19 protein-coding genes are annotated in these 25,367 nt (G+C 71.6%); 14 read left to right on the forward strand and 5 right to left on the reverse strand.

Annotated elements, in window-relative coordinates:
- Positions 1 to 9 precede the first annotated feature (9 nt).
- Together KVF89_RS22220 and KVF89_RS22225 are read right to left on the reverse strand one after the other, a co-directional pair.
- Complete coding sequence (locus KVF89_RS22220) at positions 10 to 738, reverse strand: SDR family NAD(P)-dependent oxidoreductase (protein ID WP_257428736.1); 729 nt, start codon at positions 736 to 738, stop codon at positions 10 to 12.
- A gap of 85 nt (positions 739 to 823) precedes the next feature.
- Positions 824 to 1,957, reverse strand: coding sequence for a substrate-binding domain-containing protein (locus KVF89_RS22225; RefSeq protein ID WP_257428737.1), 1,134 nt, complete (start codon positions 1,955 to 1,957; stop codon positions 824 to 826).
- 246 nt (positions 1,958 to 2,203) lie between these two features.
- On the opposite strand from KVF89_RS22225, the gene KVF89_RS22230 reads away from it, so the two are divergent.
- From KVF89_RS22230 to KVF89_RS22255, 6 genes are all read left to right on the forward strand, one after another.
- On the forward strand, positions 2,204 to 3,124 hold the full coding sequence (locus KVF89_RS22230; protein ID WP_257428738.1) for an alpha/beta hydrolase: 921 nt from the start codon (positions 2,204 to 2,206) through the stop codon (positions 3,122 to 3,124).
- Between the two features lie 36 nt (positions 3,125 to 3,160).
- The gene (locus tag KVF89_RS22235) at positions 3,161 to 4,813 is read left to right on the forward strand and encodes a flavin-containing monooxygenase (protein WP_257428739.1); all 1,653 of its coding nucleotides are present in this window, start codon (positions 3,161 to 3,163) and stop codon (positions 4,811 to 4,813) included.
- The gene (locus KVF89_RS22240; RefSeq protein ID WP_257428740.1) at positions 4,810 to 5,595 is read left to right on the forward strand and encodes an SDR family NAD(P)-dependent oxidoreductase; all 786 of its coding nucleotides are present in this window, start codon (positions 4,810 to 4,812) and stop codon (positions 5,593 to 5,595) included. The genes KVF89_RS22235 and KVF89_RS22240 overlap by 4 nt, the downstream gene beginning before the upstream one ends.
- 76 nt (positions 5,596 to 5,671) lie before the next feature.
- The gene (locus KVF89_RS22245; protein WP_257428741.1) at positions 5,672 to 7,168 is read left to right on the forward strand and encodes an NAD-dependent succinate-semialdehyde dehydrogenase; all 1,497 of its coding nucleotides are present in this window, start codon (positions 5,672 to 5,674) and stop codon (positions 7,166 to 7,168) included.
- Positions 7,165 to 8,415 (forward strand): iron-containing alcohol dehydrogenase, encoded by a 1,251-nt coding sequence (locus tag KVF89_RS22250; protein ID WP_257428742.1) that lies wholly within the window; start codon positions 7,165 to 7,167, stop codon positions 8,413 to 8,415. Before KVF89_RS22245 ends, KVF89_RS22250 begins: the two co-directional genes overlap by 4 nt.
- The gene (locus KVF89_RS22255; RefSeq protein ID WP_257428743.1) at positions 8,412 to 9,362 is read left to right on the forward strand and encodes a 3-hydroxyacyl-CoA dehydrogenase; all 951 of its coding nucleotides are present in this window, start codon (positions 8,412 to 8,414) and stop codon (positions 9,360 to 9,362) included. Before KVF89_RS22250 ends, KVF89_RS22255 begins: the two co-directional genes overlap by 4 nt.
- A 29-nt stretch (positions 9,363 to 9,391) precedes the next feature.
- On the opposite strand, the gene KVF89_RS22260 is transcribed toward KVF89_RS22255, so the two are convergent.
- Together KVF89_RS22260 and KVF89_RS22265 are read right to left on the reverse strand one after the other, a co-directional pair.
- Positions 9,392 to 10,042 carry a response regulator gene (locus KVF89_RS22260; RefSeq protein ID WP_257428744.1) on the reverse strand — a complete coding sequence of 217 codons (651 nt, stop codon included), beginning with the start codon at positions 10,040 to 10,042 and terminating at the stop codon, positions 9,392 to 9,394.
- Positions 9,997 to 11,184 (reverse strand): sensor histidine kinase, encoded by a 1,188-nt coding sequence (locus tag KVF89_RS22265; RefSeq protein ID WP_257428745.1) that lies wholly within the window; start codon positions 11,182 to 11,184, stop codon positions 9,997 to 9,999. Before KVF89_RS22265 ends, KVF89_RS22260 begins: the two co-directional genes overlap by 46 nt.
- Positions 11,185 to 11,320: 136 nt before the next feature.
- Between KVF89_RS22265 and KVF89_RS22270 the strand changes: the two genes are divergently transcribed.
- The 8 genes from KVF89_RS22270 (at position 11,321) to KVF89_RS22305 (ending at position 19,148) form a co-directional block, all read left to right on the forward strand.
- Positions 11,321 to 13,480, forward strand: coding sequence for an MMPL family transporter (locus tag KVF89_RS22270; protein ID WP_257428746.1), 2,160 nt, complete (start codon positions 11,321 to 11,323; stop codon positions 13,478 to 13,480).
- Between the two features lie 4 nt (positions 13,481 to 13,484).
- Positions 13,485 to 14,171 (forward strand): hypothetical protein, encoded by a 687-nt coding sequence (locus tag KVF89_RS22275; RefSeq protein ID WP_257428747.1) that lies wholly within the window; start codon positions 13,485 to 13,487, stop codon positions 14,169 to 14,171.
- Between the two features lie 171 nt (positions 14,172 to 14,342).
- On the forward strand, positions 14,343 to 15,038 hold the full coding sequence (locus tag KVF89_RS30480) for an ANTAR domain-containing protein (protein WP_257428748.1): 696 nt from the start codon (positions 14,343 to 14,345) through the stop codon (positions 15,036 to 15,038).
- Between the two features lie 13 nt (positions 15,039 to 15,051).
- Positions 15,052 to 15,807 carry an ANTAR domain-containing protein gene (locus KVF89_RS22285; protein WP_257428749.1) on the forward strand — a complete coding sequence of 252 codons (756 nt, stop codon included), beginning with the start codon at positions 15,052 to 15,054 and terminating at the stop codon, positions 15,805 to 15,807.
- A gap of 7 nt (positions 15,808 to 15,814) precedes the next feature.
- Entirely contained in the window at positions 15,815 to 16,462 is a 648-nt protein-coding gene (locus KVF89_RS22290; protein WP_257428750.1) for a PAS and ANTAR domain-containing protein, read from the forward strand.
- A gap of 52 nt (positions 16,463 to 16,514) precedes the next feature.
- A complete protein-coding gene (locus KVF89_RS22295; RefSeq protein ID WP_257428751.1) occupies positions 16,515 to 17,168 on the forward strand; it encodes a hypothetical protein in 654 nt (217 codons plus the stop codon).
- Entirely contained in the window at positions 17,165 to 18,394 is a 1,230-nt protein-coding gene (locus tag KVF89_RS22300; protein WP_257428752.1) for a PrsW family intramembrane metalloprotease, read from the forward strand. The genes KVF89_RS22295 and KVF89_RS22300 overlap by 4 nt, the downstream gene beginning before the upstream one ends.
- 85 nt (positions 18,395 to 18,479) lie before the next feature.
- A complete protein-coding gene (locus KVF89_RS22305) occupies positions 18,480 to 19,148 on the forward strand; it encodes a FadR/GntR family transcriptional regulator (protein ID WP_257428753.1) in 669 nt (222 codons plus the stop codon).
- 132 nt (positions 19,149 to 19,280) lie between these two features.
- Here the strand turns inward: KVF89_RS22305 and KVF89_RS22310 are convergent, their stop codons facing one another.
- Positions 19,281 to 25,286, reverse strand: a complete 6,006-nt coding sequence (locus tag KVF89_RS22310) for a CLIPPER-2 domain-containing protein (protein WP_257428754.1) — start codon at positions 25,284 to 25,286, stop codon at positions 19,281 to 19,283.
- Positions 25,287 to 25,367: the final 81 nt, after the last annotated feature.

Genomic DNA, 25,367 nt, shown 5'->3' on the forward strand with positions numbered 1-25,367 from the left:
TCGGCGCGCTCACTGGGCCAGGTACCCGCCGTCGATGACGAGCTCCGCGCCCGTCATGAAGCTCGAGTCGTCGCTGGCCAGGAAGACCGCGCCCTGCGCGATCTCCTCGGGCTTGCCGGCGCGTCCCATCGGCGTCTGCCCGACGACGTAGTCGTTGACGTCCGGGTCCTGGGCGTCGGTCAGCGGCGTGTTGATGAAGCCGGGGTGCAGCGAGTTCACCCGGATGCCGTCCTTGGCGTAGGTGATCGCGGCGTTCTTCGACATGTTGCGGACCGCGCCCTTGGTGGCGTGGTACGCGTGGCCCCCTGCGACGGCCGCGGATCCCCAGATCGAGGAGACGTTGATGATCGAGCCGCTGCCCTGGCCCATCATCGTCGGGAGCACGGCGCGCATGCCCAGCCAGGTGCCGGTCTGGTTGATGGCGACGACCCGCTCCCAGTCCTCGACCGTGAGCTCGTGCACGGGCTGGTAGGCGATGATGCCGGCGTTGTTGGCCAGTACGTCGACCCGGCCGTGGCGCTCGAGCACGCCACCGACGACGCGCTGCCAGTCCTGGTCCTTCGAGACGTCGAGCTGGTGGTACTCGATGCCACGGCGTCCGCCGAGCTGGTCGGCGTCGCTGCCGCGGCTGGTGGCGACGACGGTCGCGCCCTCGCGGGCGAAGACCTCGGCGATGGACCGGCCGATGCCGCGCCCTGCGCCGGTGACGATGGCGACCTTGCCTGTGAGTCGGGACATGGGTGCTCCTGGGGTGCTGGACCCGCCGGCCCGGGGCGGTGCTGCCGACGGGCCGACGGTGGATGGATGGGGTGGGGAGGTCGCTCTAGTCGAAGAGCGCCTGGAGCTCCTCGACCGTCAGGCCGGAGGAGAGGATGGCGTCGGGCGGCAGGGAGTCCTCGCAGGTGGGCGCCTTGGCCGGGTCGGTCGAGTCCTCGATGATCTCGAGGTTGTACGTCGACGGCTCCTCGTTGAGGATCCCGTTCAGCGCCGCGAGGCCCTTGTGGAGCGCGACCTTGACCACCCAGTTGCGCGACGACTCGGTCGCGATCTGGAAGGTGGGCTGGGCCTTGGCGTGCTCGTACCAGAGGCACGCGAACTCGTTGGAGTCGTTGGCCGACCACACCGGCAAGGGCTGCCCCGCCGCGAGGAAGGCCCGGATGCCGCCGACCGAGCCACCGCCGTAGTCGGCCACGATGCCGTCGATCGAGTCGTACTTGGTCAGCAGGCCGGCGACCACCTGCTGTGTCTTGCCGGGCTCCCAGTCGGTGCTCACCGGGCCGTCGGTGTTGAGCAGGGTGACATCGGGGTGGGCCTCGACGGCGCGCACGACGCCGTCGTACACACCCTGGGAGTAGGAGTTGCCCGGCAGCCCGCCGAGCATGACGAGGTTGCCCTTGCCGCCCATCTTCTCGATCGTCCACGTCGCCAGGTTCTCGCCGTAGGTGGTGATGTCCTCGGAGACGAAGTCGACGTAGTCCTTGCCCGGCTCGCCGCCGGGCGAGCCGACGAAGGGGACGACCTTGACGCCCGCCGCCGTGGCCTTCTTGATCGTGGGCAGCAGCGCCTCACCTCCGTCGACGAAGGTCACGATGACGTCGGCGCCCTGCGCGACGAGTGAGTTGATGTCGGCGATCGCCTTCTGCGTGTCGCCCTGCGCGTCGGTGTAGAGGACGTCGGTGATGTTGTCGCACTTCGCGGCCTCGGCCTCGAACACGGCGCGGGTGATCTTGCGCCACGAGTTGCCACCGAAGCCGTCGGCGAGCGCGACCGTGACGTCGTCCTCGCCGCAGAACGCGTCGATGTCCTGGATCTGGTCCTGGGTGCCGACGATGCCGACCTCCTGACCGTCGACCGCCTCCTTCGCTGATGCGTCGCCCGACGGCGCCCCGTTCGAGCACGCCGTCGCCAGCGCTGCCGTCGCTGCCAGTGCGAGAACGCCCTTCTTGCTCACCTGCATCTGTGATCAGTCCGCCCTGTCTGTGGGTGCCGTCCGTCACAGCACCTCCTTGAACCGGGAGTCTTCGGTGTCGCGAGGGCAGTGAGCCGCGTCACTCTGCGACCGGACTGTCGCAATCTGCGACAGCCCTCGCATCCCCGGATCGGGCCGTTCAAGGTGAGGACGTGGCCGACCGCCACCCCCTCCCGGCGCCCATCAGGGCGCCCCGGTCGAGGGGCAGCCATCCCTCGGAAGGAGACGTCAGCGATGACGCAACCGGTGCCGCAAGACCTTCTCGGCGAGATCTACGCCCAGTGGGCGGACGAGATGCAGGCCCACCCCGACATGTCGCTGCAGCTGCTGCGGATCATGTTCGACGACTGGCAGCGCGCCACCGCCGAGCCGGAGGAGGTCACCTACCGCCACACCGAGGTGGGCGGAGTCCCGGGGATCTGGGCCGAGCCGAGTACCGCCGCCGCGAGCAGCGCCGGCGAGGTGATGCTCCTGCTGCACGGCGGCGGCTTCGCTCTCGGCTCCTCCGCCTCGCATCGCAAGCTCGGCGGCCACCTCGCCCGGTCCTGCGGTGCTCCGGTCTTCGTGGCGGACTTCCGTCTGGCGCCCGAGCACCCCTACCCGGCGGCCATCGAGGACGCCCTCGCCGTGCTCGCGGCGTGGCGGGCCGAGGGTCGCGACCCGGCTCGCGTCTCCCTCGTCGGCGACTCGGCCGGCGCCAACCTCGCCATCGCCACCACCCTGCGCCTGCGGCAGGCGGGCGAGCCGCTGCCCCGTCAGGTGATCACGATGTCGCCCTGGCTGAACATGGAGAACACGGGCGCCACGCTGGACACCAACGACGCGACGGACTTCCTCATCACCCGGGAGGGCCTGCAGGCCAACATCGACCGGTACATCGCGGGCGCCTGCCACCCCACGGACCCGTTCGCGAACCCGCTGTACGCCGACCTCACCGGATTCCCCCGGCTCTACATCTGCGCGGGCTCGGTCGAGTCGCTCCTGGACGACAGCGTCCGCCTGCACGAGCTCGCCCGCAAGCACGACGTCGACGTGACCCTGTCCGTCGGCGAGGGCCAGCAGCACGTCTTCCCCTTCCTGGCCGGCCGCACGGAGCGCGCGGACCAGGAGATCTCCGCGATCGCCGACTGGTACCGCCGCGGCCTCCCTGCCTGACCGACGACCACCACCCGAACCGAAGGGACCACACCCATGAGCACCGATCTCCCCGTCGACCACGACGCCCTCGTCATCGGCGCCGGCTTCTCCGGCCTCGCGCTGCTCCACCACCTCCGCGAGGCGGGCCTCTCGACCCACGTCGTCGAGGCGACCGACGGCATCGGCGGCACCTGGTGGATCAACAACTACCCAGGTGTCCGCACCGACAGCGAGTTCCACTACTACTCGTTCTCCTTCTCGAAGGAGGTCCGCGAGGAGTGGACCTGGACCGAGCGCTATCCCTGCGGCGAGGAGGTGCTCGGCTACCTCAACTTCATGGCCGACCGTCTCGACCTGCGCAAGGACATCGAGCTCGGCATGCGGGTGACCCGCGCGGAGTACGACGAGGCCGGCAACCGGTGGGTCGTGCACTTCGAGGACGGGAGCCGGCAGAGCGCGCGCTACCTCGTGAGCGGCATGGGCGTGCTCTCCCAGCCGATCTACCCCGACATCCCGGGGATCGACACCTTCGCGGGCGAGAGGCACCACACCGCGGCCTGGCCACGCGACGGTGTGGACCTGCGCGGGAAGCGGGTCGGCATCATCGGCCTCGGCGCGTCCGGCATCCAGGCGGTGCCGGTGATCGCCCAGCAGGCCGAGGAGTTCTACGTCTTCCAGCGCACGCCCAACTACGTGGTGGAGACCAACAACGAGAAGGTCGGCGCCGAGTGGATGCAGCACGTGCGCGACCACTACGACGAGATCTTCGAGCAGGCCGCCGCCCACCCCTTCGGCGTCGCGATGGAGTACGCCGAGAGGAGCGCCCTCGAGGCGACGCCGGAGGAGCGCCGCGCGGTCTTCGAGAGCAAGTGGAAGGAGGGCGGGTTCCACTTCGCCAACGAGTGCTTCAACGACCTCGCGACCAACCACGAGTCCAGCGAGCTGGCCTCGGAGTTCATCCGCTCCAAGATCCGCGAGATCGTCAAGGACCCCGCGGTCGCCGACCTGCTCTGTCCGAAGGACTACTCGTTCAACGGCAAGCGCGTCCCGACCGGCCACCACTACTACGACACGTTCAACCGCGCGAACGTGCACCTCGTCGACGTGAAGTCGACGCCGATCTCCGCGATCACCGAGAGCGGCATCCGGGTCGGCGAGACCGAGTACGAGCTCGATGTCATCGTCTTCGCGACCGGGTTCGACGCGATGACCGGCACCTTGACGAAGATCGACATCGTCGGCCGCGACGGGCTGGTGCTGCGCGACAAGTGGGACCGGGATGGCCTGCGCAGCAACCTGGGGATCTCGGTCCACGGCTTCCCGAACTTCTTCATGTCCCTCGGCCCGCAGACGCCGTACTCCAACCTGCCGGTCCCGATCCAGCTCGGCGCGCAGTGGCTGCAGCGGCTCCTCGTGTGGGCGCGGGAGAACGACATCCCGCGGCTCGAGGCCACGGCGGCCTCCGAGCAGTGGTGGCTCGACGAGACCAACCGGGCCGGCGAGGCGACGGTCATGTGCTCGGAGGGCGAGAAGGCCGGTGCCTGGTTCCTCGGTCACAACGTGCCGGGCAAGGGCCGCGCTTTCCAGGTCTACATGGGTGGTGGGCAGGTCTACCAGGACTACTGCCGCCAGGCCGAGCTCGACGGCTACGCGTCCTTCGTCAACGACCGGGTCGCCGCGGGGACCCCGGCGGTGGTGCCGGCGTGAGCACCCTGACGGCCGGAAGGGTCGCCGGGAAGGTCGCCATCGTGACCGGCGCCGCGATGGGCATGGGCCGCGCGAGTGCCGAGTTGCTCGCCCGCGAGGGCGCGGCCGTGGTCCTGACCGACATCGACGCACCGGAGGGCGCGGCGGCGGCCGACGCGATCCGCGCCGCCGGCGGCAGGGCCGACTTCCGCCTCCTCGATGTCAGCGACGAGGCCGCTGTCGCCGCGGTCTGGTCCGACGTCGTCGCCGAGCACGGCCGGATCGACATCCTGGTCAACTGCGCGGGGGTCATCGGCCCCGACAAGCCGACCCACGAGATCACCGAGGCCGAGTGGGACGCGCTCTTCGCCATCGACGTCAAGGGCGTCCTGTGGGGGACCAAGCACGCGGTGCCCTACATGATCGAGCAGGGCGGTGGCAGCATCGTGAACTTCTCCTCGATCTACGGACTGCTCGGCAACGACGAGTTCTCGGCCTACCACGTGGCCAAGGGTGCCGTGACGATGCAGACCCGGCAGGACGCCGCGACGTACGGCAGGCACGGCATCCGGGTCAACAGCGTGCACCCCAGCACCGTGCTGACGCCGCTGGTCGAGGGCATCGCCGCCGACTACCCCGGGGGCATCGCCGCCTACGAGGCCGTCAACACGACCCACCAGTCGCTGCGCCGGCTCGGCCGGCCGGAGGAGGTCGCGTACGGCGTCCTCTACCTCGCCTCGGACGAGGCGTCGTGGGTCACGGGCGTCGCCCTGCCCATCGACGGCGGCTACACCGCGCGCTGACCGCCGGACCCACGCACCCCGGACCCCACGCACCCCACGCACCCAGCGGGCAATCCCGCCTCAGGAAGGAAGCACCATGACCACAGCTGAGACCGTCGCTCCCGGCGGGCTGACGGCGGCCGCCGGCATCCCGACCGAGCTCCACATCGACGGCAGGTGGGTCGATCCGGGCCCGTCGTTCGAGGTGGTCGACCCCGCCACCGGCCAGCCGATCGCCCGGATGTCCGACGCCGGAGCCGCCGAGACGCGGGCGGCGCTCGCCGCCGCCGTCGGTGCCCAGCAGGAGTGGGGTCGCTGGGCTCCGCGCGTCCGGGCGGACCTCTTCCACCGCGCCCACGCGCTGCTGCGCGAGCGCCGCGAGCAGTTCGCCCGGGTGATGACGGCCGAGAGCGGGAAGCCGCTGAGCGAGTCGCGCGCCGAGTTCGACCTCTCGGCGGGCTTCTTCCTCTGGTACGCCGAGCAGATCGCCCATCTGCACGGCAGCTGGGCCCACGGCTCGCACGGCGGCTACCGGGTCGTCACGACCCATCAGCCGGTGGGGCCCTGCCTCCTGATCACCCCGTGGAACTTCCCCCTGCTCATGTCGGCCCGCAAGGCCGGCGCCGCGCTCGCCGCCGGGTGCACCGTGGTGATGAAGACGGCACAGGAGACCCCGCTGACCGGCGCCCTGTTCACCCAGACCCTGGTGGACGCTGGCTTCCCCGCCGGGGTCGTCAACCTGCTGCACACGTCGCGCTCGGCGACCGTCTCGGAGACAGCGCTCACCGACCGCCGGCTCCGCAAGATCAGCTTCACGGGCTCCACCGGCGTCGGCAGCCTCCTCCTGCAGAAGGCCGCGCCCAACGTCGTGAACGCCTCGATGGAGCTGGGCGGCGACGGCCCGTTCGTCGTCCTCGACGACGCCGACGTCGACCTGGCCGTCGAGCACGCCGTGATCTGCAAGTTCCGCAATGCCGGGCAGGCCTGTGTGGCGGCGAACCGGATCATCCTCGACGACGCGGTGGCCGACGAGTTCACCGAGAAGTTCGTGGCGCGCGCCCGGGACCTGCGTGTGGGCAACGGCTTCGACGAGGACACCGAGGTCGGTCCCATCATCAGCAGCCGCCAGCGCGACCGGGTCGTCGATCTCGTCGAACGGTTCCGTGGGATCGGCGCCCACGTGCTGACCGGGGGCCGCCCGGCCGACGGCGACGGGTACTTCTACGAGCCGACCGTGATGACACTCGACAGCCGCGACCACGAGCTGTGCACCGAGGAGCTGTTCGCCCCGCTGGCCGCGCTCTACCGGGTCCGCGGCGTGCAGGAGGCGCTCGACTTCGCCAACGACACGAGCTACGGGCTGGCGGCCTATGTCTTCACCCGGGACCTCGACCGCGCGGTGACCGTGGCTGAGCGCCTGGAGTTCGGGATGGTCGGCATCAACCGCGGCATCATGGCCGACCCGGTCGCGCCGTTCGGCGGGGTCAAGGCGTCCGGGCTGGGCCGCGAGGGCGGACCCGACGGCATCTACGAGTTCCTGGAGCCCAAGTACCTCGCCATCACGGTCGACGAGGCCAAGGACGGCCTGCGGTGAGCACCCCGCGACGGACCACGAACGACCTGCGCCTGGGCCTGCTCCGGCAGCCGGCCACGGTCCTGTTCGGCCCCGGGCAGCGCCATCACCTGGCCCGGCTGATCCCGGCCTTCGGCTCGCGCGCGCTCTTCTGCACCGACGAGCGGATGGCCGCGGACCCCGTCTACCGCGAGCTGGTGGCCGGGGTCGAGGACGCGGGCACGAAGGTCACCACCTATGCCCGGGTCGAGCCGGACCTGCCCCGGCAGGACCTGGAGGCGGTCGCGCGCGCACACGACGCCGACGAGTTCGATGTCGTCGTCGCGGTCGGTGGCGGCAGCGTCCTCGACTTCGCGAAGGTCGCCGCCATCCTGCTGGCGCACGGCGGCGAGGTCGCCGCGCTCTACGGCGAGAACGTCGTCCCTGCCGCCGGACTCCCCCTCATCACCCTGCCGACCACCGGTGGGACTGGTGCGGAGGCGACCTGCATCTCGGTCGTCTACGACGACGCGCTCGGGATGAAGGTGGGGATCGCGAGCCCCTGGCTCGAGGCCGCGGCGACGATCATCGACCCGGAGCTCACCCTCACCTGTCCGCCGTCGCTGACGACGGCCACCGCCGCCGACGCGCTGACCCATCTCGTCGAGGCGTTCACGGCGCGGGCCAAGAACCCGACGAGCGCCGACATCGAGGCCCACCTGTACGTCGGGAAGAACCTCCTCGCCGACACCTGGGCGCGCCAGGGCCTGCGCCTGGTGGGCGAGGCGTTCCCGCGGATGGCGGCGGATCCCAACGACCTCGCGGCCCGCTCGGACACCATGCTGGCGGCGTTCTCGGCAGGTCTGGCGATCAACACGGCGGGGACGGCGGCCGCGCACGCCATCCAGTCGCCGATCGGCGCCCTGACCCGTACGGCCCACGGCATCGGCGTCGGGGCCCTCCTCCCGTACGTCCTGCGGTTCAACCTGCCGACCCGGACCGAGGAGCTCGCCGAGATCGCCGACCTCATCGGCGTGGCCGCGCCCGGGGCCTCCACCGAGGCGACCGCGCACGCCGCCGTCGAGGGGATCGAGTCGTTGCTCGCGACGATCGGGTGCCCGTCCGACCTCGCCGCCCTCGGCCTGCGCCCCGAGCATGTCGACCACGTCGCCGACCAGGCCGTGCTCGCCACGCGGCTCACCGCCAACAACCCCCGTGAGATGGACCGGGACGACGTCGTCCGCATCCTGGAGCACGCCATCGCGGGCGACCGGAGCTGGTGGACGTGACGATCGGCATCGCCGGAGCGGGCTCCATCGGGGTGGCGATGGCCGTCGTCTTCGCCCGGGCGGGGCACCAGGTGCGCTGCTGGGATCCCTACCCGGACTCGTGTCGCCGGGCGGCGAGCGAGCTCCGCGACCGGCTCGACAGGCTCCACGCGGGCGGGCTGCTCGACGAGGAGGCCGACCTCGTCGGATCCCGGGTCGCCTTCGTGGGCGATCTCGAGGTCGCCGTCGCGGACGTCGCACTGGTCCAGGAGTGCGCCCCCGAACGCCTGGACGTGAAGCAGCCGCTCTACGCGCGCCTCGCCGATCTCACCGGGGCGGACGTCCCCCTCGCGAGCTCCAGCTCGGCGTTGCGCGCCAGCCTGCTCGCCGAGGGCAACCCGGCCGCGCACCGGATCCTCGTCGCCCACCCGGCCAATCCGCCGTACCTGCTGCCGGTGATCGAGCTGGTGCCGAGCACGGCGACGCGCCGATCGATCACCGAGCGGGCCGCTGCCCTCTACGCCGGCGCCGGGCTGCACCCGATCGCCCTGCACCGCGAGGTCGACGGCTTCGTCTTCAACCGCCTGCAGGGCGCCCTGCTGCGCGAGGCCTACTGCCTCGTCCGGGACGGCGTGGTGGACGTCGACGACCTCGATGCCGTGGTGACCTTGGGACTGGGGCGGCGCTGGAGCGTGATCGGGCCCTTCGAGACCGTCGACCTCAACACCCGGGGCGGGATCGCGGCCCACGCCGAGAAGATGGGCCCGGCCTACGAGCGGATGGGCCGCGAGCGCGGCCAGCATGACCCGTGGACACCGGATCTCGTGGCCACGGTGGCGGCCCAGCGGCGCGCGCTGCTGCCTCTCGAGGAGTGGGACGGCCGCGTGGCCTGGCGCGACGATCAGCTCATCGAGCGAGCGCGCTCCGACGAGCGCCGCCCGCAGGCCGACGAGATCGCGACCGCCTGACCGTAGGACGGGTGGCCCGGCTCGGCGGCTCAGAAGCGCAGCCACTCCAGCACGGCGCGGACCCGGCGGTGGTCGTCGGTGTCGGTGGGCAGGTCGAGCTTCGCGAAGATGCTGTTGATGTGCTTGGCGACGGCCTTCTCGGTGACGACGAGGGCCTGGGCGATGCCGGCGTTGGCCCGGCCCTCGGCCATCAGCGCGAGCACCTCACGCTCCCGTTCGGTCAGCCGGTCGACCGGGGTGTCGCGCCGTCGGTCGAGGACCGCGGCCACGACCGACGGGTCCAGGACGGTGCCGCCGTCGGCGACCCGGAGCAGCGCGTCGACGAACTCGGCGACGTCGGAGACCCGGTCCTTGAGGAGGTAGCCGACCGCCCCCTCGCCGCTTGCGAGGAGCTCGCGGGCGTAGAGCTGCTCGACGTACTGCGACAGCACCAGGACCGGGAAGCCGGGCCGGCGGGCGCGGACCGAGATCGCGGCCCGCAGTCCCTCGTCGGTGAACGACGGCGGCATCCGTACGTCGACCACGGCCGCCTCGGCCGTCGGGTCGTCGAGCGCCCGCTCGAGCTCGGTGAGGTTCTCGACCGCGGCGATCACCGTGAAGCCCTTCGCCTCCAGGAGCTGGGTGAGTCCCGCTCTCAGGAGCGCATGGTCCTCGGCGAGGACGACACGGAGGGGGCGCACGGGACCTCCCAGGTCACGACGGTCGGCCCGCCGGGCGGGCTCGACACCGACAGGTTTCCGTCGAAGGCTGCCAGACGGGCGGCGATCCCGGGGAGACCGGTCCCCTTCCGCAGGTCGGCGCCGCCGCGGCCGTCGTCCCCGACCCGCCCCCGGAGCACCGTCCCGTCGTGCTGCAGGCTGATCCAGGAATGAGCGGCGCCCGCGTGCTTCGCGGTGTTGGCCAGACACTCGGCGACCGCGAAGTAGACCGCCGACTCCACCGGCGCCGGCAACCGGTGCGGTACGTCGAGGCCGAGCTCGACCGGGACCGCCATGTCCAGCGCCAGCGCCGACACCGCACCGGCCAGGCCGCGGTCGGCGAGCACCGGGGGATGGATGCCCCGCACCACGTCCCGCAGCTCGCCGAGTGCCGTGGACGACGTGCCGCGGGCCTCGTGGATCAGCCGCCGCGCCGCCTCCGGGTCGGAGTCGAAGAGGTCGTCGGCCAGGCCCAGGCTGAGGGAGACCGCGGCCAGCCGGGCCTGCGGACCGTCGTGGAGGTCCCGCTCGATCCGGCGCAGCTCCGCGGCGGAGTGGTCGACGACGACGGCCCGCGACGCCGTCAGCGCCTCGACCCGCTGCTCCAGCCGCTCGGTGCGCCCGATGGTGAGGATCGCCCGGTCGACGGCGGCACGCCCCCGGAGGAGCGGGACGACGCCGTACCACCAGATCGGCAGCGTCACGACCCCGAGGAACAGCACGACCGCGAGCAGCGAGACCACGAACCCGAAGGTCATCGCCCACAGCATCCACAGCAGGTCCCGCCAGGTCATCGGGTCGGCGGCGCGGGTGCGGAGGGCCGCGAGCGGCCCGCCGGTGGAGGGCAGGTACGGCGCCGGCACGGGGGCGCCGAGGACCCGGCCGGCCATCGAGCGGTGCAGTCCGGCCAGTCCGCGCATCGCGGGCAGGAGGCCCGCCAGCAGCAGGATCCCGACCCACACCACGACCAGCACCGAGCTGACCACGACCAGCACGAAGGTCAGCACGATCGGGACGAACAGGAGCACCTGGAGGGCGGCGTACCCGGTCACCGCCCAGCGACCGGACCGCCCCGCACCGTCGGGGCTGACGTCGGGACGGACGTCGTCGGAACTGCTGGTCACCGCACCAGTCTCCCCGAACGCATCTGCCCGGACAGTGGTGCAGACACCACAACCGGACGGGACGCTCCACCCCTGACCGTGGGCGCGTGCGTCGAGAGGCTGGATCCATCCTCCCTCTCACCTCCCAGGAGCCCTCATGTCCCTCTCCCTGAGCGCGCTGCCCACCCGGGCCGCCCGTTGGAGCGCCACCCACCCGTGGCGCGCGATCGGCGCCTGGCTGGCGTTCGTGGTCCTCGCCGTCGGCCTCGCCGCGACCATCCCCACCAACGAGGTCGAGGACGCCGACTACCGCATCGGCGAGTCCGGGCGCGCCGGCGCGCTGATCGAGCAGGCCGGGCTCGATCAGCCCCCGTCGGAGAGCGTGCTGGTGCGTGCCCGCTCCGGCGCCCTCGACGGCGCGGAGGGCAGCGCCGCGGCGGCCGAGATCGCCGAGCGGATGCGGACGGTGCCAGGTGTGGCCGGGGTCGGCGACGCCGTCCCCAGCGCGGACGGGACGGCCCTGCTCGTCCCCGTCGAGCTGACCGCCGACGACGTCGACGCCGCGCCGCTGCTCGACGTGACCACCGCCGTCCAGGACGCCCACCCGGACCTGGTGATCGCCCAGGCCGGTGACGTCACCATCGACGAGGCGATCGGCGAACGGGTCGGCGAGGACCTGCGCTCCGCGGAGTTCATCAGCCTCCCCATCACGCTGATCCTGATGCTGCTGGCGTTCGGCGCGCTGATCGCCGCCGGCCTGCCGGTGCTGCTCGCCGCCACGAGCGTCGCGGCGACGATCGGCATCAGTGCGCCGATCTCCTGGCTGGTGCCGGCCGAGTCGACCGTGCTCAGCATGGTCGTGCTGATCGGCATGGCGGTCGGTGTCGACTACTCGCTGTTCTACCTCAAGCGGGAACGCCAGGAGCGAGCCGCCGGACGCTCGACGCTCGACGCCGTCGCCATCGCCGCGGAGACCTCGGGTCACGCGATCCTGGTGTCCGGTGGTGCCGTGATCGCCGCGCTCGCGGGCCTGTTCGTGCTCTCCGACGTCACCTTCAACTCGCTGGCCACCGGCGCCATCCTCGTCGTCGCGGTCGCCGTGCTGGGCTCGCTCACGGTGCTGCCGGCGCTCCTGGTCAAGCTCGGCCGCTGGGTCGACCGGCCGCGGCTGCCGCTGCTGTGGCGCCTGACGCGCCGGGTCCGCACCGGCACGATCAGCGGCCGCATCCTCGGGCCTGTGGTCCGGCACCCCGTCGTCGCGCTCGTCGTCTCGTCGATCGGCATCATCGCGCTCGCCGTACCCGCGTTCGGGATGAAGACGCACCAGGCCGGCATCGAGACGCTGCCCGCCGACATCCCGGCCGTGCAGACACTCCGATCGATCACGAAGGCGTTCCCGGCCGAGGGCACCGCCGCGCAGGTCGTCGTCACCGGCGCCGAGCCCGCCGCGGCCCGATCCGCTCTCGAGGAGCTCGCCGCCGCGGCCGGTGCCGGCGACGACTTCGCGGCCGAGGGCGCCGAGGTGCGCACCTCCGCGGACGGCGGTACGTCGGTCGTGGACCTCCCGCTGCCCTACGAGGAGTCCGACGACCGCGCCACCGAGGCGATCGAACGGCTCCGCGCCGACCTCGCCCCCGCCGCCCTCGACGGCCTCGGCGCCGACAGCTCGTGGGCCGTCGGCGGCGGTGCCGCCGAGTCGCTCGACCGCCTCGACCTGCGCACCGAGCGGATGCCGCTGCTGCTGGGGTTCGTGCTGCTGCTGACCATGGTGATGATGATGCTCGCGTTCCGCAGCGTCCTGCTGGGCATCGTCTCGACGGTGCTCAACCTGGCCTCGGTCGGCGTCGCCTTCGGCCTGCTGTCAGTCGTCTTCCAGCACGGCGTCGGCGAGGGCCTGCTCGACTTCACCAGTCCCGGCTTCGTGATCGAGTGGATCCCGATCTTCGTCCTCGTCGTCCTGGTCGGCCTGTCGATGGACTATCACGTGTTCGTGCTCAGCCGGATCCGCGAGCTCATCGACCGCGGGCTGCCCGCCCGCGATGCCGTCCACCGCGGCATCGCCGACACCGCCGGCGTGATCACCAGCGCCGCCGCGGTCATGGTCTCCGTGTTCGCCATCTTCGCCACCCTGTCGATGATGGAGATGAAGATGATGGGCGTCGGCCTCGCCGCCGCGATCCTCATCGACGCCACGGTGATCCGGCTGGTCATCCTGCCGGCCGTGCTGATCCTGCTCGGCGAGCGCGCCTGGCCGCGGCGGACCGCGCTCCCGACGGGCGCCACCGCCCCGGCACCGGCGCCGGCCCTGGTTCAATGACCCGGTGCTGCACTCCTTCCACCTCGCGGAGCTGCCCGCGACGGTGACGGCGCGTGCGCTGCTGCGGCCCCCGGACGACGTCCCGGGGCTGCGGCACGCCGAGTGCCTGGCGATGATGCGGCTCGGGTCCCCGATCGTGTCGCCCGAACGGCTCCAGCTGCGGCGGCTCGCCGTGTTCGCGGCCTGGGACGACGCGTCCGCCCTCGACCGCTACCTCGGCACCGACCCGTTCGGGCGTCGCCTCGCCGCCGGCTGGCACGTGCGACTGCAGTACCTGCGGCGGTACGGCGAGGTGGCCGCTCTCGCCCCGCTGCCCCGTCGCGCGGGCGACTGGGACCAGGACGAGCCGGTCGTCGCCGTGACGCTCGCCCGGCTCCGCCTGCCCGAGCTGCCCCGCTTCCTGCACTGGGGACGGCCGGTCGAGCGCCTCGTCGCCGGGCACCCGGCCGCCGTGTTCTCCACCGCCGCGATGCGCCCGCCCCGCACCTTCTCGACGTTCTCGATCTGGACCAGCGTCCGGGAGATGACCTCGATGGTCCACGGCCGCCGGGACGACGTCGTCGAGGCGCCGTCGCACACGGTGGCCATGGCCGAGCAGCGGCGACGCGACTTCCACCACGAGTCGGCGTTCATGCGGTTCCGGCCGCTGTCGGAGCACGGGACGTGGCAGGGGCGCACCCTACTGCCCTGACGCCGGATCACCGACGGCCGGCACGGCAGAGCAGGCCCCCGTCCCCGGCCGGCGGCGCCCGACGCGGGCACGACAGCCGTCCGGGTCGCCCCAGCATCGGGCGGACGCAACCGTGCCGAACGGATCTAGGATGGTCGTGCGGCGACGGCAGAGTCGGGCAGGAGGCGGGGCGTGGCGCACTTCGGCGATCTGCTCCACCGGTTGACCGAGTCGGTGGCCACCCGGGACCCGGGCCAGCCGCTGAGCGCCCGGATGTGTGCCGCGTACCGGGACCTCGCCGGTGCCGGTGCGGCAGCCCTGACGGTCGACTATGCGAGGGCGAACCGGGTGACCTTGTGCACGACGAGCGAGGTGGCCCGCAGACTGGAGGATCTCCAGGACGTGCTGGGCGAGGGTCCCGGACACAGCGCGGCCCGGTCCGGTCAGATCGAGGTGTGCGCGGTTCCCGGCTCGAGCTCGTCGCGATGGTCGATCTTCGTCGAGGCGTCCCAGGACGTCGTCGACGCCGCCACGATCCACGCGGTGCCGATGCATCCGGAGCGCGAGGTGCTCGGTGTGATCACGCTGTACGACGACCGGAGTGACCACCGGCGGTTGACGCTGGGCCGGGACCAGCTCCAGTTCCTCGCGAACGTGGTCGGTGCGGCGCTCATCGGCGAGGCCGGCGACACGGCCTCGTTCAACTCCGGTCCTTGGGCGTCGCGGGCGCAGGTTCATCAAGCGACCGGGATGGTCGTCGCCCAGCTGCACATCAGTCCCGACGATGCGCTGGCGGTGCTCCGTGCCCATGCCTACGGCCAGCAGGCCACCTTGTCCGAGATCGCGGCGGCCGTCGTCGAACGCCGGTTGACCTTCACCCCCCATTGATCGGTGCGCTGTCATGACTGGATCCGACTTCCTGACCAACCTCGCGGAGTTCTCGGCGGCTCTGCTGCAGGACTACGACCTGCCGGGGATGCTGGTCCGGACGACCAGCGAGGCGGTCGCCGTGGCCGACGCCGACGCCGGCGGCCTGCTGGTGCTCACCGACGCCGGCGAGCTCGAGCTGCTGTCGGCGACGTCGCACTCCGCCGTCGCCCTCGAGACCTACCAGGCGTTCTCGGGTGAGGGGCCGTGCGTGGCGTGCCTGGAGAGCCAGGGCCCGCTCGGCTTCACCCGCACCGAGGTGGCACAGCGGTGGCCGACCATCGGGATGCTGATGGCCACCACCGAGTACGAGTACGTGCTCGCGGCGCCCCTGCGGTGGCGGGGCACCGCCTTGGGCGGCCTCAACCTGTTCTGGACCGCGCAGCCCGACGATGTCGACACGGTCCAGGCCGAGACCCAGGTGTTCGCGGACATGCTGGCGTTGTTCATCGTGAACTCCGAGCCCATCACGCCGACGGCCGCGCGGCGGTTGGTGCGGGCCGCGCTCGAGATGCGGGCTGTGATCGAGCAGGCCAAGGGTGTCCTGGCCGTGCAGGAGAACCTGGACATGTCGGCGGCCTACCTGCGCCTCAGGGAGCTGGAGCGCGTGTCCGGACTGTCGATCACCGAGGTTGCTCGCGACATCCTCTCGTCCGCCCAGGCCGGCGTGCCGGCCCGGGACGCGATCGAGAAGCGTGCCGAGGGCGACGACAGCGCCGAGAGGGAATGAGGAGACAGTGACCAGGAGTCAGGGGACGCCGCGGGTCGGGCGGTTCGTCTACGACGTGACGAGGCAGGCATGGACCTGGGACGACGAGGTCTACCGCATCCACGGCCTCGAACCGGACGACGGTGCCCCCACGACGGACTACGTCTTGGAGTGCAAGCACCCGGAGGACCGGGCCCGGGTCGCGAACGTGCTGTTGCAGGCGACGCTCACGGGCAAGCCGTTCAGCGTCTGCTACCGGCTGAACGCGGCGGACGGGGTGGAGCGCCGGGTGGTGCTGGTGTGCGAGGGCGGCGTGTGCGAGGACGACGCCGGGGCGGACGGCGTACCCGTCAAGCAGCTCGACGGCTACTACGTCGACCTGACCCATGACTTCGCCCAGGCCACGAGCAAGGAGGCGCGGGAGGCGGTCGCGGCCTCCGCGGAGCACCGGGCGACGATCGAGCAGGCCAAGGGCAGCCTGATGCTCGCCTACGGCCTGGACCCGGACCAGGCCTTCGCGATGCTGCGCTGGTGGTCGCGCAACAAGAACGTCAAGGTCCGAGAGATCGCGGAGCACATCACCGAGGTCAGCCGGAACGGCCAGCTCACCGACAGCAGCCTGCGCCAGACGGTCGACCATCTGCTTCACGACGTCGCGACGACGACCGACGCCTAGAGTGGTCCGCGGCGAGGGGCATCCGGGCCCACGTCGAGAGGGGTCGTGCTCGATGGAGGCCGGTTCACGCAGGTTCCGGGTGCCGGTGGAGCACCGCTTCCTCGGGCTCGACAGGCGGGGATTCCCCTACGCGTTCTCCGTCCTCGCGATCTTCCTCGTGGCGACGGTGGTGGTGCCGCGCATCGACAAGGCCATCAACTGGGACGACCCCGTCGCGGCGGGCGACCAGCTGGCGCTGTCGGAACGCATCGTCTTCACTCCGGCCACCGGCTGGAACGTGCAGAGCGGCTTCCGTGCGCCGCACGGTGAGCCGGCTGGCCGGAGCGGAGGGGCGGCCCTGACCGGCGGCGGCGTGGTCCTCACCGTGGCGCCGGACTCCTTCGACGGCACTCCCACCGAGTTGCTCGCCCAGATCCAGAAGGTCACCAGCGCGACCGACGACCCGAGCTTCCGCGTCGACGGGAAGGCGAGCACGGTCTCGACGATGTCGGGCGAGGTCGGCGTCCTCCAGTCCTACAGCAGCGTCCGCGGCGACGGCTTGATCGCCGCCTTCGTGATCGACGGCACCGGCATCAAGGTCACCGCCTACGGCCCGCCGGTGCAGCTGAAGGCAGCCGCGGAGCGGGTCCACGCCATGATCACCAGCATCCATGCCGTCGATCCGAGCACCGGCTCCGGCACCGCCTCCGAGGGGAGCGAATCATGACCGGCCGGGCGACCGATCCCGCGGCCGATCCGATGGTCGAGGCCGAGCGTCGTCGGGCCGAGGCGCTGGAGCTCTCGGGTTGGGGGGAGCGGTTCACCTTCTTCCAGCCGCAGAACCTCTGCTTCTGGGTCTACCTGGCGCTGACCGGCATCGGCGTCTTCCAGGTCTGGTCCTTCTTCGGGCCCAAGGTCGGCTTCTACGCCGAGGCGTTCGCGACCGGCGCCGTCCTGTGCGGCCTGTGCGGCGCCGCCTGGGCGCTGTGGTTCCACCACATCGACCGCTGGGAGCGGCAACCCCGTGGTCTCGTGGTCGCGGCCCTGATCTGGGGTGCGGTCCCTGCCACGTTCGCGTTCGCCATGACCGTCAACACCGCCATGCTCAGCATCTACGCCAAGCTCTTCGGGCAGGCCTGGACCGCCGACTGGGCCGCCGGCTTCACGGCGCCGTTCACCGAGGAGGCGGCCAAGCTCTGCGGCTTCGTCCTCATCATGGGACTGGCGCCACGCCTGGTGCGCACCGCCAACGACGGCTTGATCATCGGCGCCTTCGTCGGGCTCGGGTTCGCCGCGTTCGAGGACTTCCTCTACGCCGCCAACAGCACGGCCACTGCGTTCGGCACCGACCCGGTGGGCAACGCCGTCCAGATCTCCTTCACCCGGATCGCCGTCAGCTTCGTGTCCCACCCGCTCTTCAGCGCCCTCGTCTGCAGCGGCGCGATCTATCTGCTCGGCACCGTCGCGCAGGAGCGTCGGGTCGGACGCGGGCTCGCCCTCGTCCTCGCCGGGATGTTCCTGCACTTCACCTGGGACGACGCCGGCGGGCTCGGCAACGGCAACGGGCTCCAGATGATCGGCGTCATGCTCGGGTCCATCCTCCTCGCGATGGTGATCCTCCGGGCCGCCTTCCGCGCGGCCGCCCCCCGCGAGCACCAGTTCGTCCGCGACATCCTCGCCCCCGAGGTGGTCGCCGGCGTGGTCACCGCCGAGGAGGTGGAGAGCGTGGTCGACAGGAAGTCGGCCAAGGCCTACCGCAGGGCCGGCCCTCAACACCACACCCGACGGGCCCGCAAGCACCTACGCCACGCGATCCTCGACCTCACCCACGACCTGGCGCGGGCGACGAACGACCCGGACGGCGCGGACGGCGCGGGAGCGGAGGCGGTGGACCGGTCGCGGGCCGAGGTCGCCCGCCTCCGCGGCCTCGCCGAGCCCCAGCCCGGCGGCTGAGCCCGGACGCGGGCGGGTCAGCCGGACACACACCTGACCCGACACTCAGACTCCTCAGACAAGTAGAGGAGTAAGGTTGTTCTTCGTGCCACCCGTCCGCCGACACTCCCTGGCCGACCAGGTCGCCGAGGCCCTGCTCGAGCGCATCCGCTCGGGCGAGTGGGCGCTGGGCGCCAAGCTTCCCGCCGAGACCACCCTGGGGCCTCAGCTCGGCGTCGGCCGGTCGACCGTGCGCGAGGCCATCCGGCAGCTGGCGGGCCTCGGCGTGCTGCAGACGCGCCAGGGCGCCGGCGTCTTCGTGGTCTCGCTCGACGTCGACGAGGACTGGGACCTCGTGCTGCGCCGGGTCGACATCACGACTGTGCTCGAGGCCCGGATCTCCATCGAGAGCGAGGCCGCGGCGCTGGCGGCGGAGCGACGTACGCCGTCGGACATCCGGCGGATGCGCAGCGCCCTGGAGCATCGGGCGGGGGCCCGGTCGACGATCGAGGAGCTCGTGGACGCTGACCTCGCGTTCCACCGCAGCATCCTCAGTGCCTCGCACAACGAGATCCTCGTCGGGCTGTTCGACGACTTCACTCCGCGGCAGCGTCAGGCGATGGTGGAGATGCTCCGCATCCACCACGAGTTCGGCAGCGACGAGGACCACGGCGCCCATGCGCAGGTTCTGGAGGCGATCGTCGCCCGTGATCCGGAGCGGGCCCGCGCGCTCAGCCGCGACGACCTCAAGTCCCTGAAGCTCAGTCTGTCCTGACCCTGCCTCGGGCCGGCTCCTCCACGCGCCCGTCCAGCGGTCCCTGGCGTCGACTCTGATCGCCAAGCCAGCCGACGGCGGCCAGCGACGTCTCCGTCGCCGACCGCCATCGGTGGGGTATCGCCGCTGGGGTCAGCCGATCGGCGTCGCGATCACCACGAGGTTCTTCGTGTAGTGATAGCGACCGTTGGCATAGGTCACCTTGCCGGTGCAGGTCACCAGGGTCAGCTGGTGCTCCCCGGTCGTGGAGACCTCCGCGCCCGCGAAGCCCTTCTTGCGCAGCTGGGTGTGGACACTCGCGATCCGGTACCTGTGGACCGTGCCGTTCGCGGCGCGGACCTTGATCACCTGACCCTTCCTCGCCTTGTGCAGCTTCCCGAACGCACCCGGCCGGTCCGCGCGGTCCGACACGTGGCCGGCGATCACGCTGGATCCGATGACCTCGCCCGGCGCCGCGGAGCCCTGCAGCCAGCCGCCTCGCGCGACGTCCTGCGGGATCACCATCGAGCCCTTGCGGACGCCCACGGTGGTGAGCTTGGCCTTCATCCCGATCCCGGGGATCGACACCTTGCTCGGACGGACCTTGCGGGCCGTCGCGCCCTCGGTGCCGGCGTACCCGGTCTCGATCTTCACCTTGCCGACCTCGGCCCGGTGCACCAGCGTCGTCTCCGAGGCCAGGCCACACCCATGCGACGCCGCATCGTTGCGCCGGTCCGCGGACGTAGAGACGACCCAGGTGTAGTAGCCCGGCTCCGAGACCTTCACCGACGGCGTCCGCACGGTCCCGTTCACCGGGGCGAAGCTCACCGACGCGACCGCCTTGCCCGGCACACACATCGCGTCCGACACCTTCGCGACCGGCCCGTACAACGTCGCGGTGCCCACGGTGTCGCCACCGACGACCAGGCCACTGATCGTGACCATGTCGTGCAGCCGCGCCGGCTCCGGCACACCACCCTTGCCGACACTCATCGCGACCTTCTTGTCCGAGGCGACCGTGGTGATGCTCGGCGCACCCAGCCCACCGGTCGCGGTCGTGACCTCGTTGGACGGCAGGGTCACCGCCGGAGGCGTCACCCCGCCACGGACCGGCCCCCGCCCGGTGACCGCCGCGGTGTTCTCGATCGAGCCGCGCTCGACGTCGGACCGCTTGGCCGTGTACGTCGCCGTGAAGTCGACCGACGCGCCCGGCGCGATGGACGCCACCGTCGCCGGCGACACCGGCGACAGACCCGGCAGCGCGTCGCTCACCGACACGTCCAACGCCGTCGCGCCGCCGTTGTTGGTCACCGTGAAGGTGTAGGTGACCACGTCGTCCACGTCCGCCTTGCCGGCCGTGGCCGCGTCGAGCGTGATCGCCGCCGACTTCACGACCGCCAGGTCCGGGTGCGCCTCGACGGTGTCGACCTCGTCCACGTCCTCGCTGGTCACGGTCGCACCGCCCGGCACCGTCGCCGCCGAAGACGCCACGTTGCGCACCACCCCGTCGTCGACGTCGCCCTGCGTCACCACGTACGGGTCGGCGGCGAACGTCACCGTGTCGCCCGGGGCGATGGTCGCGCTGGCAGGCGTGATGTCGGAGACCTCGGGGTCGGTCACGACGACGTTCGAGGCCGTCACGTTCCCGGTGTTCTCCACCTCGAACGTGTAGGCGATCTCCTCGCCCACGTCGGCCTTGCCGTTGCCGTTGGTGTCGTCGAGCACCGACTTCTTGTCCAGCACGATCCCGGGCGCGCCCGGCACCAGGTTGGTGCCGGTCGTGTCGGGGTCCGAGGTCACCGGGTCGTCGTTCGGGGCGTTCCCCGCCGCCGTGGCGGAGTTGTCGATCGAGCCGCCACGGTCCACGTCGGCCTGGGTCGTCGTGTACGACGCGGTGAACACCGCGTCCGCACCCGGGGCGAGCGTCGCGACGCTCACCGGGCTGACGGCCGTGAGGCCGGCCAGCAGGTCGGTGACCTTCACGCCACTCAGCGTCACGTTGCCGGAGTTGGTCACCGTGAACGTGTAGGCGATGACCTCGCCCTTGTCGGCGGTGCCGTTGGCGTTGGCGTCGCCCAGCATGGCGGTCTTGTCGATCGCCAGGCCGGGGTCGGCCGCCACGACGGCGGTGTCGGTCGTGTCCGGGACCGAGGTCGTCGTCGCGCCGTCGGGGGCCCTGCCCTCGGCGACGGCCGAGTTGTGCACCGGCGTACCGGCGTCCACGTCGGCCTGCGTCACCGTGTAGGTCGCCGTGAACGTCGTGTCCGCACCGGGCGCCAGCGTCGCCACCTGCAGCGGGCTGGTCGGCGAGAGGCCCGGGAGGACGTCGTCGATCGCGACGTTCGTCATCGTCACGTTGCCCGTGTTGGTGACCTCGAACGAGTAGGTGATCACGTCGCCCTCGTCCGCCGCGCCTGCCGTCCCCTCGTCGGTCGTCAGCTGCGCGGACTTCTCCACGGCCAGACCCGGGTCGGGCTCGACGGTGTCGGTCGACGTGGTGTCCTCCGGCGAGGTCACGTCCCCACCGTCGGGACCGGTCCCCGATGCCGAGGCACGGTTCACGATCGGGCCACCGTTGTCGATGTCGGTCTGCGTCACCACGTAGTCGTCCGCGGTGAACGTCTGGGAGCCACCCGGCGCGAGCGTCACCGACGCCGGCACGATGCCCGACACCATCGGATCGTCGACCGAGACGCCGGTGACCGTCACGTTGCCGTCGTTGCGCACCGTGAACGTGTACGCGATGGTCTCGCCCTCGTCCGCGACACCGTTGCCGTTGGCGTCGTCGAGCTCGGCCTCCTTGTCGGTCAGCAGGCTCGGCGTCGCCGCGGCGACGTTCGTCGACGTCGAGTCCGGCGGCGACACGACATCCCCGTCGTTCGGGTCGGTGGCCTCGGCGGTGGCGGTGTTCGTGATCGCCGTGCCGTTGTCGACGTCCGTCTGCGTCACCGTGTACGTCGCGGTGAACTCGGCGTCGTCGCCCGGGGCCACCGTGGCCACGCTCGCCGGCATGATCGCCGACAGACCGGCCTTGGGGTCGTCGATCGAGACGTCGGCGAGCGGGACGTTGCCCGTGTTGTCGGTCGTGAAGGTGTACGTGATCACGTCACCCTCGTCGGCCACGCCCGGTGTTCCGTTGTCCGTCGTGATGGCTGCGGTCTTGTCGAGCGTGAGACCCGGCTCCCCGGCCGCGCGGATGACGCACACCGCGAGCGGCTCGGCGGGCAGGGTCTCGTTCGAGTCCGCCGCGACCGTGTTGCAGGCGGTCTTGTTGGTCGGCGAGCCCGGTGCCACGGCGGCCACCAGGACCACCTCGGCCGTCGCCCCCGCGGCCAGGTCGCCGTCGACGGCCATCCGGATCGCCTTCTTGCCCGCGGCACCGGCACCCCAGTCGTTCACCGTGCCCGCCGCACCCGGGTTGACCTCCGGGCGCGCCGGGTTGGTCGAGGCCGAGTAGCTGAGCAACAGGTTCGCGGAGCTCGACTCGACCGAGTCGACGAGCAGGTCGAACTGCGAGCCGCGGGCCGGCGGGTTCGCCAGCAGGCCGGTGTCGCCGACGTACGGGAGGACGTCGTACCCGACGACGTCGTGGAGCGTCGTGTTGCCCGCGTTGCGCAGTGTGATCCGGTACTTCACGCTCGACTCGGCGACCGGGATCTCGTGGACCTGCGTCGGGTCGGCGACCCACGCGCAGCCGTCGGCTGCACTGTCGTCCGGGACGCAGAGCTCCTTGACGACGCTCAGTCCGTCGGAGGCGCCGACGGCGAGATTGAATGCGGTGGTCTGGGCCGCGTACTCCTCGGTGGTGTCCCCGTCCGCGTCGACGTCACCGGCGTCGGCGGCCAGCGCGGTCACCCGGAACTGGTTCGGCCCGGACACGAAGCCCTGGCCGGTCGCGTCGCGCCAGGTGCCGCTCTGGTCGCCGGCCCACACCGCACCGATCGGCTGCACACCGGGCACCGCCGCCAGGGTCGGCCTCGCCTTGACCGACAGCGTCGGCCAGTAGTCGTTGGTCGCCGAGCTCAGCGCGACCGCGCTCGGGTAGGTCGCGACCGCGACCGAGCGCTGCTCGCCGCCGATGGTGACGGTGCGGTAGGCGTAGGTGACGCCCGCCGGGGCGGTCGCGGTCACGCCGGTGCCCGCACCGGTGAACGACGCGCTCCCGGGGACGACCTCCCAGCCGACCGGAGCGAGGAAGACCAGCTGCGGCTGGACCGACGTACCGGGCCAGACGTTCGAGGTCAGTGCGCGCATCGAGAAGGTCACCTCGGTGCCCGGCATCGGGTTGCCCCCGCCGTCGACGACGGGGGTGCCGACGAAGCCCGGGGTCACCGTGGCCAGCGGCTGGGTGTAGCGGACCGTGCGCGAGCGCGCCTGCTCGACCTGACGCGTCGGCAGGGGCTGGCCCTGGAGGTCGGTGTAGTCGTCCGGGCTGCCATCACCGTCGGCGTCGGCCGGGTAGGACATCGAGACGTTCGCGGTGTTGGTCCGCTCCTCGCCCGTCAGCGGGATGGCCCCGTCGTCGACCTTGAAGCGGTAGCCCATCTGCATGGTGGTCGCGGTGTTGTCGCTGGGCAGGATCCGGCCGGCCGGGAGCGGCGCGGTGGTGCGCGCGCTGACGAACCAGCGGCCCGGCTGCGCGTCGACGAAGGCGGCGTTGCCCAGCTGGGCGGTGCCGGTGGCTCCGGTGTTGTCGACCCAGTCGACGGTGGCCTCCCAGCCGGCGGGGGCGCCGGCGTACTGGTAGGCGATGATCCGCTGCACCTTGATGTGGTCCTGGTCGAGGTTCGGCTCGTCGATCACGACGGTGGCGTCGACGTTGCCGACGTTGCCGGCCGAGACCCGCCATTCGCAGTTGCCGGCGTCGGCCTCACCCGGAGCGGGGGTGTTGACGGCGAGGATGCCGCCGCCCAGGTCGCCGTCACCCTCATTGGTGGTGACGCCGTTGGAGACGGTCTTGGCCGTCAGGATCCCGCCGAACGGGTTGGTGCAGGCGACCTTGGTGGTCAGGTCGCGGTTGAGCGTCTTCTGCGTGCGGGCGCTGTCGAGGTAGTTGACCGTCACCGCGAGGCTCGACGTCACGTCCTTGACGAAGTTGCAGCCGGTCGGGTCCGCCTCGGGGAAGTTGCTGCCCGGGAAGGTGACCTTGACGGTCCGCGGGCCCCAGGTGGCCGCGTCGGCCGGGCCGACCAGGCCGTTGTTGGTCGCCGCACCGCCGCTGTTGAAGCCGCTGAGCGCAGCGAGGCCCCAGCCACCGCGGGCGCCGTACGACGGACTCGCCACCGAGCCCTTGGTCCAGGTCACCGTGTGGTTGACGTTGTCGATGACACCGTCGTCGCTGGCCTCGTCGATCACGGCCTCGGCCGGGACCGTGTAGACGATCTTGTAGTTGCCCGTGGCGATCAACGACGCGTCACCAGCGACGTTCGCACCGGGGTTGGTGCGCATGTTGCCGGGGTTGACGGCGATCCGGTACGACTCCTGGACGTCGGTGTCGAAGGTCGGGTTCGAGGTGCCCAGGCCGGAGGTCGGCCCGGCCGGGGTGCCGATGTGCCAGGTGACGGCACTGTTCGAGGTCTTGGGGCCGGTCGCGGAGTCGGAGCTGATCGTCGCGGACATCGGCACCGAGGTGCCCTCGGGGTAGAACGAGCCGTTCGGGATCTCCCGGTTGCGCGAGGCCTGGTAGCCGTAGGTCACCGAGAACGTGCCCGACGTGCCGGCGGCCAGGTTGCCGAGGTCGACGACCTTGCCGGTCGCGTCGGTGCCGCCGATGGTGCCACCGGCCCCGGGCTGCACCCAGGAGCCGTACATCAAGATGAACTGGCCCGCCGGCAGCAGCCCGTGCGGGTCGACCGGCGGCGTCGAGAACTGCACCTGGGTGCCGTCGCACGCGGCGGTCGTGCAGGAGTACTGCACCCGATAGGTGACCTTGTTGTCGTGCGTGCCGTCCTCGATGTCGGTGATGGTCGCGCCGTTGCTGAGGTCGACCGGCGTGATCACGATGTCGAGCACGCCCGACCCCGCGGCCGACGCCGACGAGGGCCACAGGAGACCGAGACCTGCCGTGACGAGGGCGATCACCATCGTCACGACGAGCGGTACGCGGGGACGCGCGAGGGCACGCTCCGTCGACCCGCGTCCGGGCAGCAACCTGTTCATGGCATGAGACCTTCCACCTGGGGGCATGACGGCGTGGCGAGCCGGCGTCCCCCCAGACGGTCGTGCTCGTCGCAGGTAGAG

The organism is Nocardioides carbamazepini (assembly GCF_024614185.1).
GTDB classification, from domain to species: domain Bacteria; phylum Actinomycetota; class Actinomycetes; order Propionibacteriales; family Nocardioidaceae; genus Nocardioides; species Nocardioides carbamazepini.

Bases quoted from the DNA above. Each gene is read 5' to 3' on its own strand.
- KVF89_RS22220 (WP_257428736.1), bottom strand. From the start codon at position 738: ATGTCCCGACTCACAGGCAAGGTCGCCATCGTCACCGGCGCAGGGCGC.
- KVF89_RS22225 (WP_257428737.1), bottom strand. From the start codon at position 1,957: ATGCAGGTGAGCAAGAAGGGCGTTCTCGCACTGGCAGCGACGGCAGCG.
- KVF89_RS22230 (WP_257428738.1), top strand. From the start codon at position 2,204: ATGACGCAACCGGTGCCGCAAGACCTTCTCGGCGAGATCTACGCCCAG.
- KVF89_RS22235 (WP_257428739.1), top strand. From the start codon at position 3,161: ATGAGCACCGATCTCCCCGTCGACCACGACGCCCTCGTCATCGGCGCC.
- KVF89_RS22245 (WP_257428741.1), top strand. From the start codon at position 5,672: ATGACCACAGCTGAGACCGTCGCTCCCGGCGGGCTGACGGCGGCCGCC.
- KVF89_RS22270 (WP_257428746.1), top strand. From the start codon at position 11,321: ATGTCCCTCTCCCTGAGCGCGCTGCCCACCCGGGCCGCCCGTTGGAGC.
- KVF89_RS22285 (WP_257428749.1), top strand. From the start codon at position 15,052: ATGACTGGATCCGACTTCCTGACCAACCTCGCGGAGTTCTCGGCGGCT.
- KVF89_RS22295 (WP_257428751.1), top strand. From the start codon at position 16,515: ATGGAGGCCGGTTCACGCAGGTTCCGGGTGCCGGTGGAGCACCGCTTC.
- KVF89_RS22300 (WP_257428752.1), top strand. From the start codon at position 17,165: ATGACCGGCCGGGCGACCGATCCCGCGGCCGATCCGATGGTCGAGGCC.
- KVF89_RS22310 (WP_257428754.1), bottom strand. From the start codon at position 25,286: ATGAACAGGTTGCTGCCCGGACGCGGGTCGACGGAGCGTGCCCTCGCG.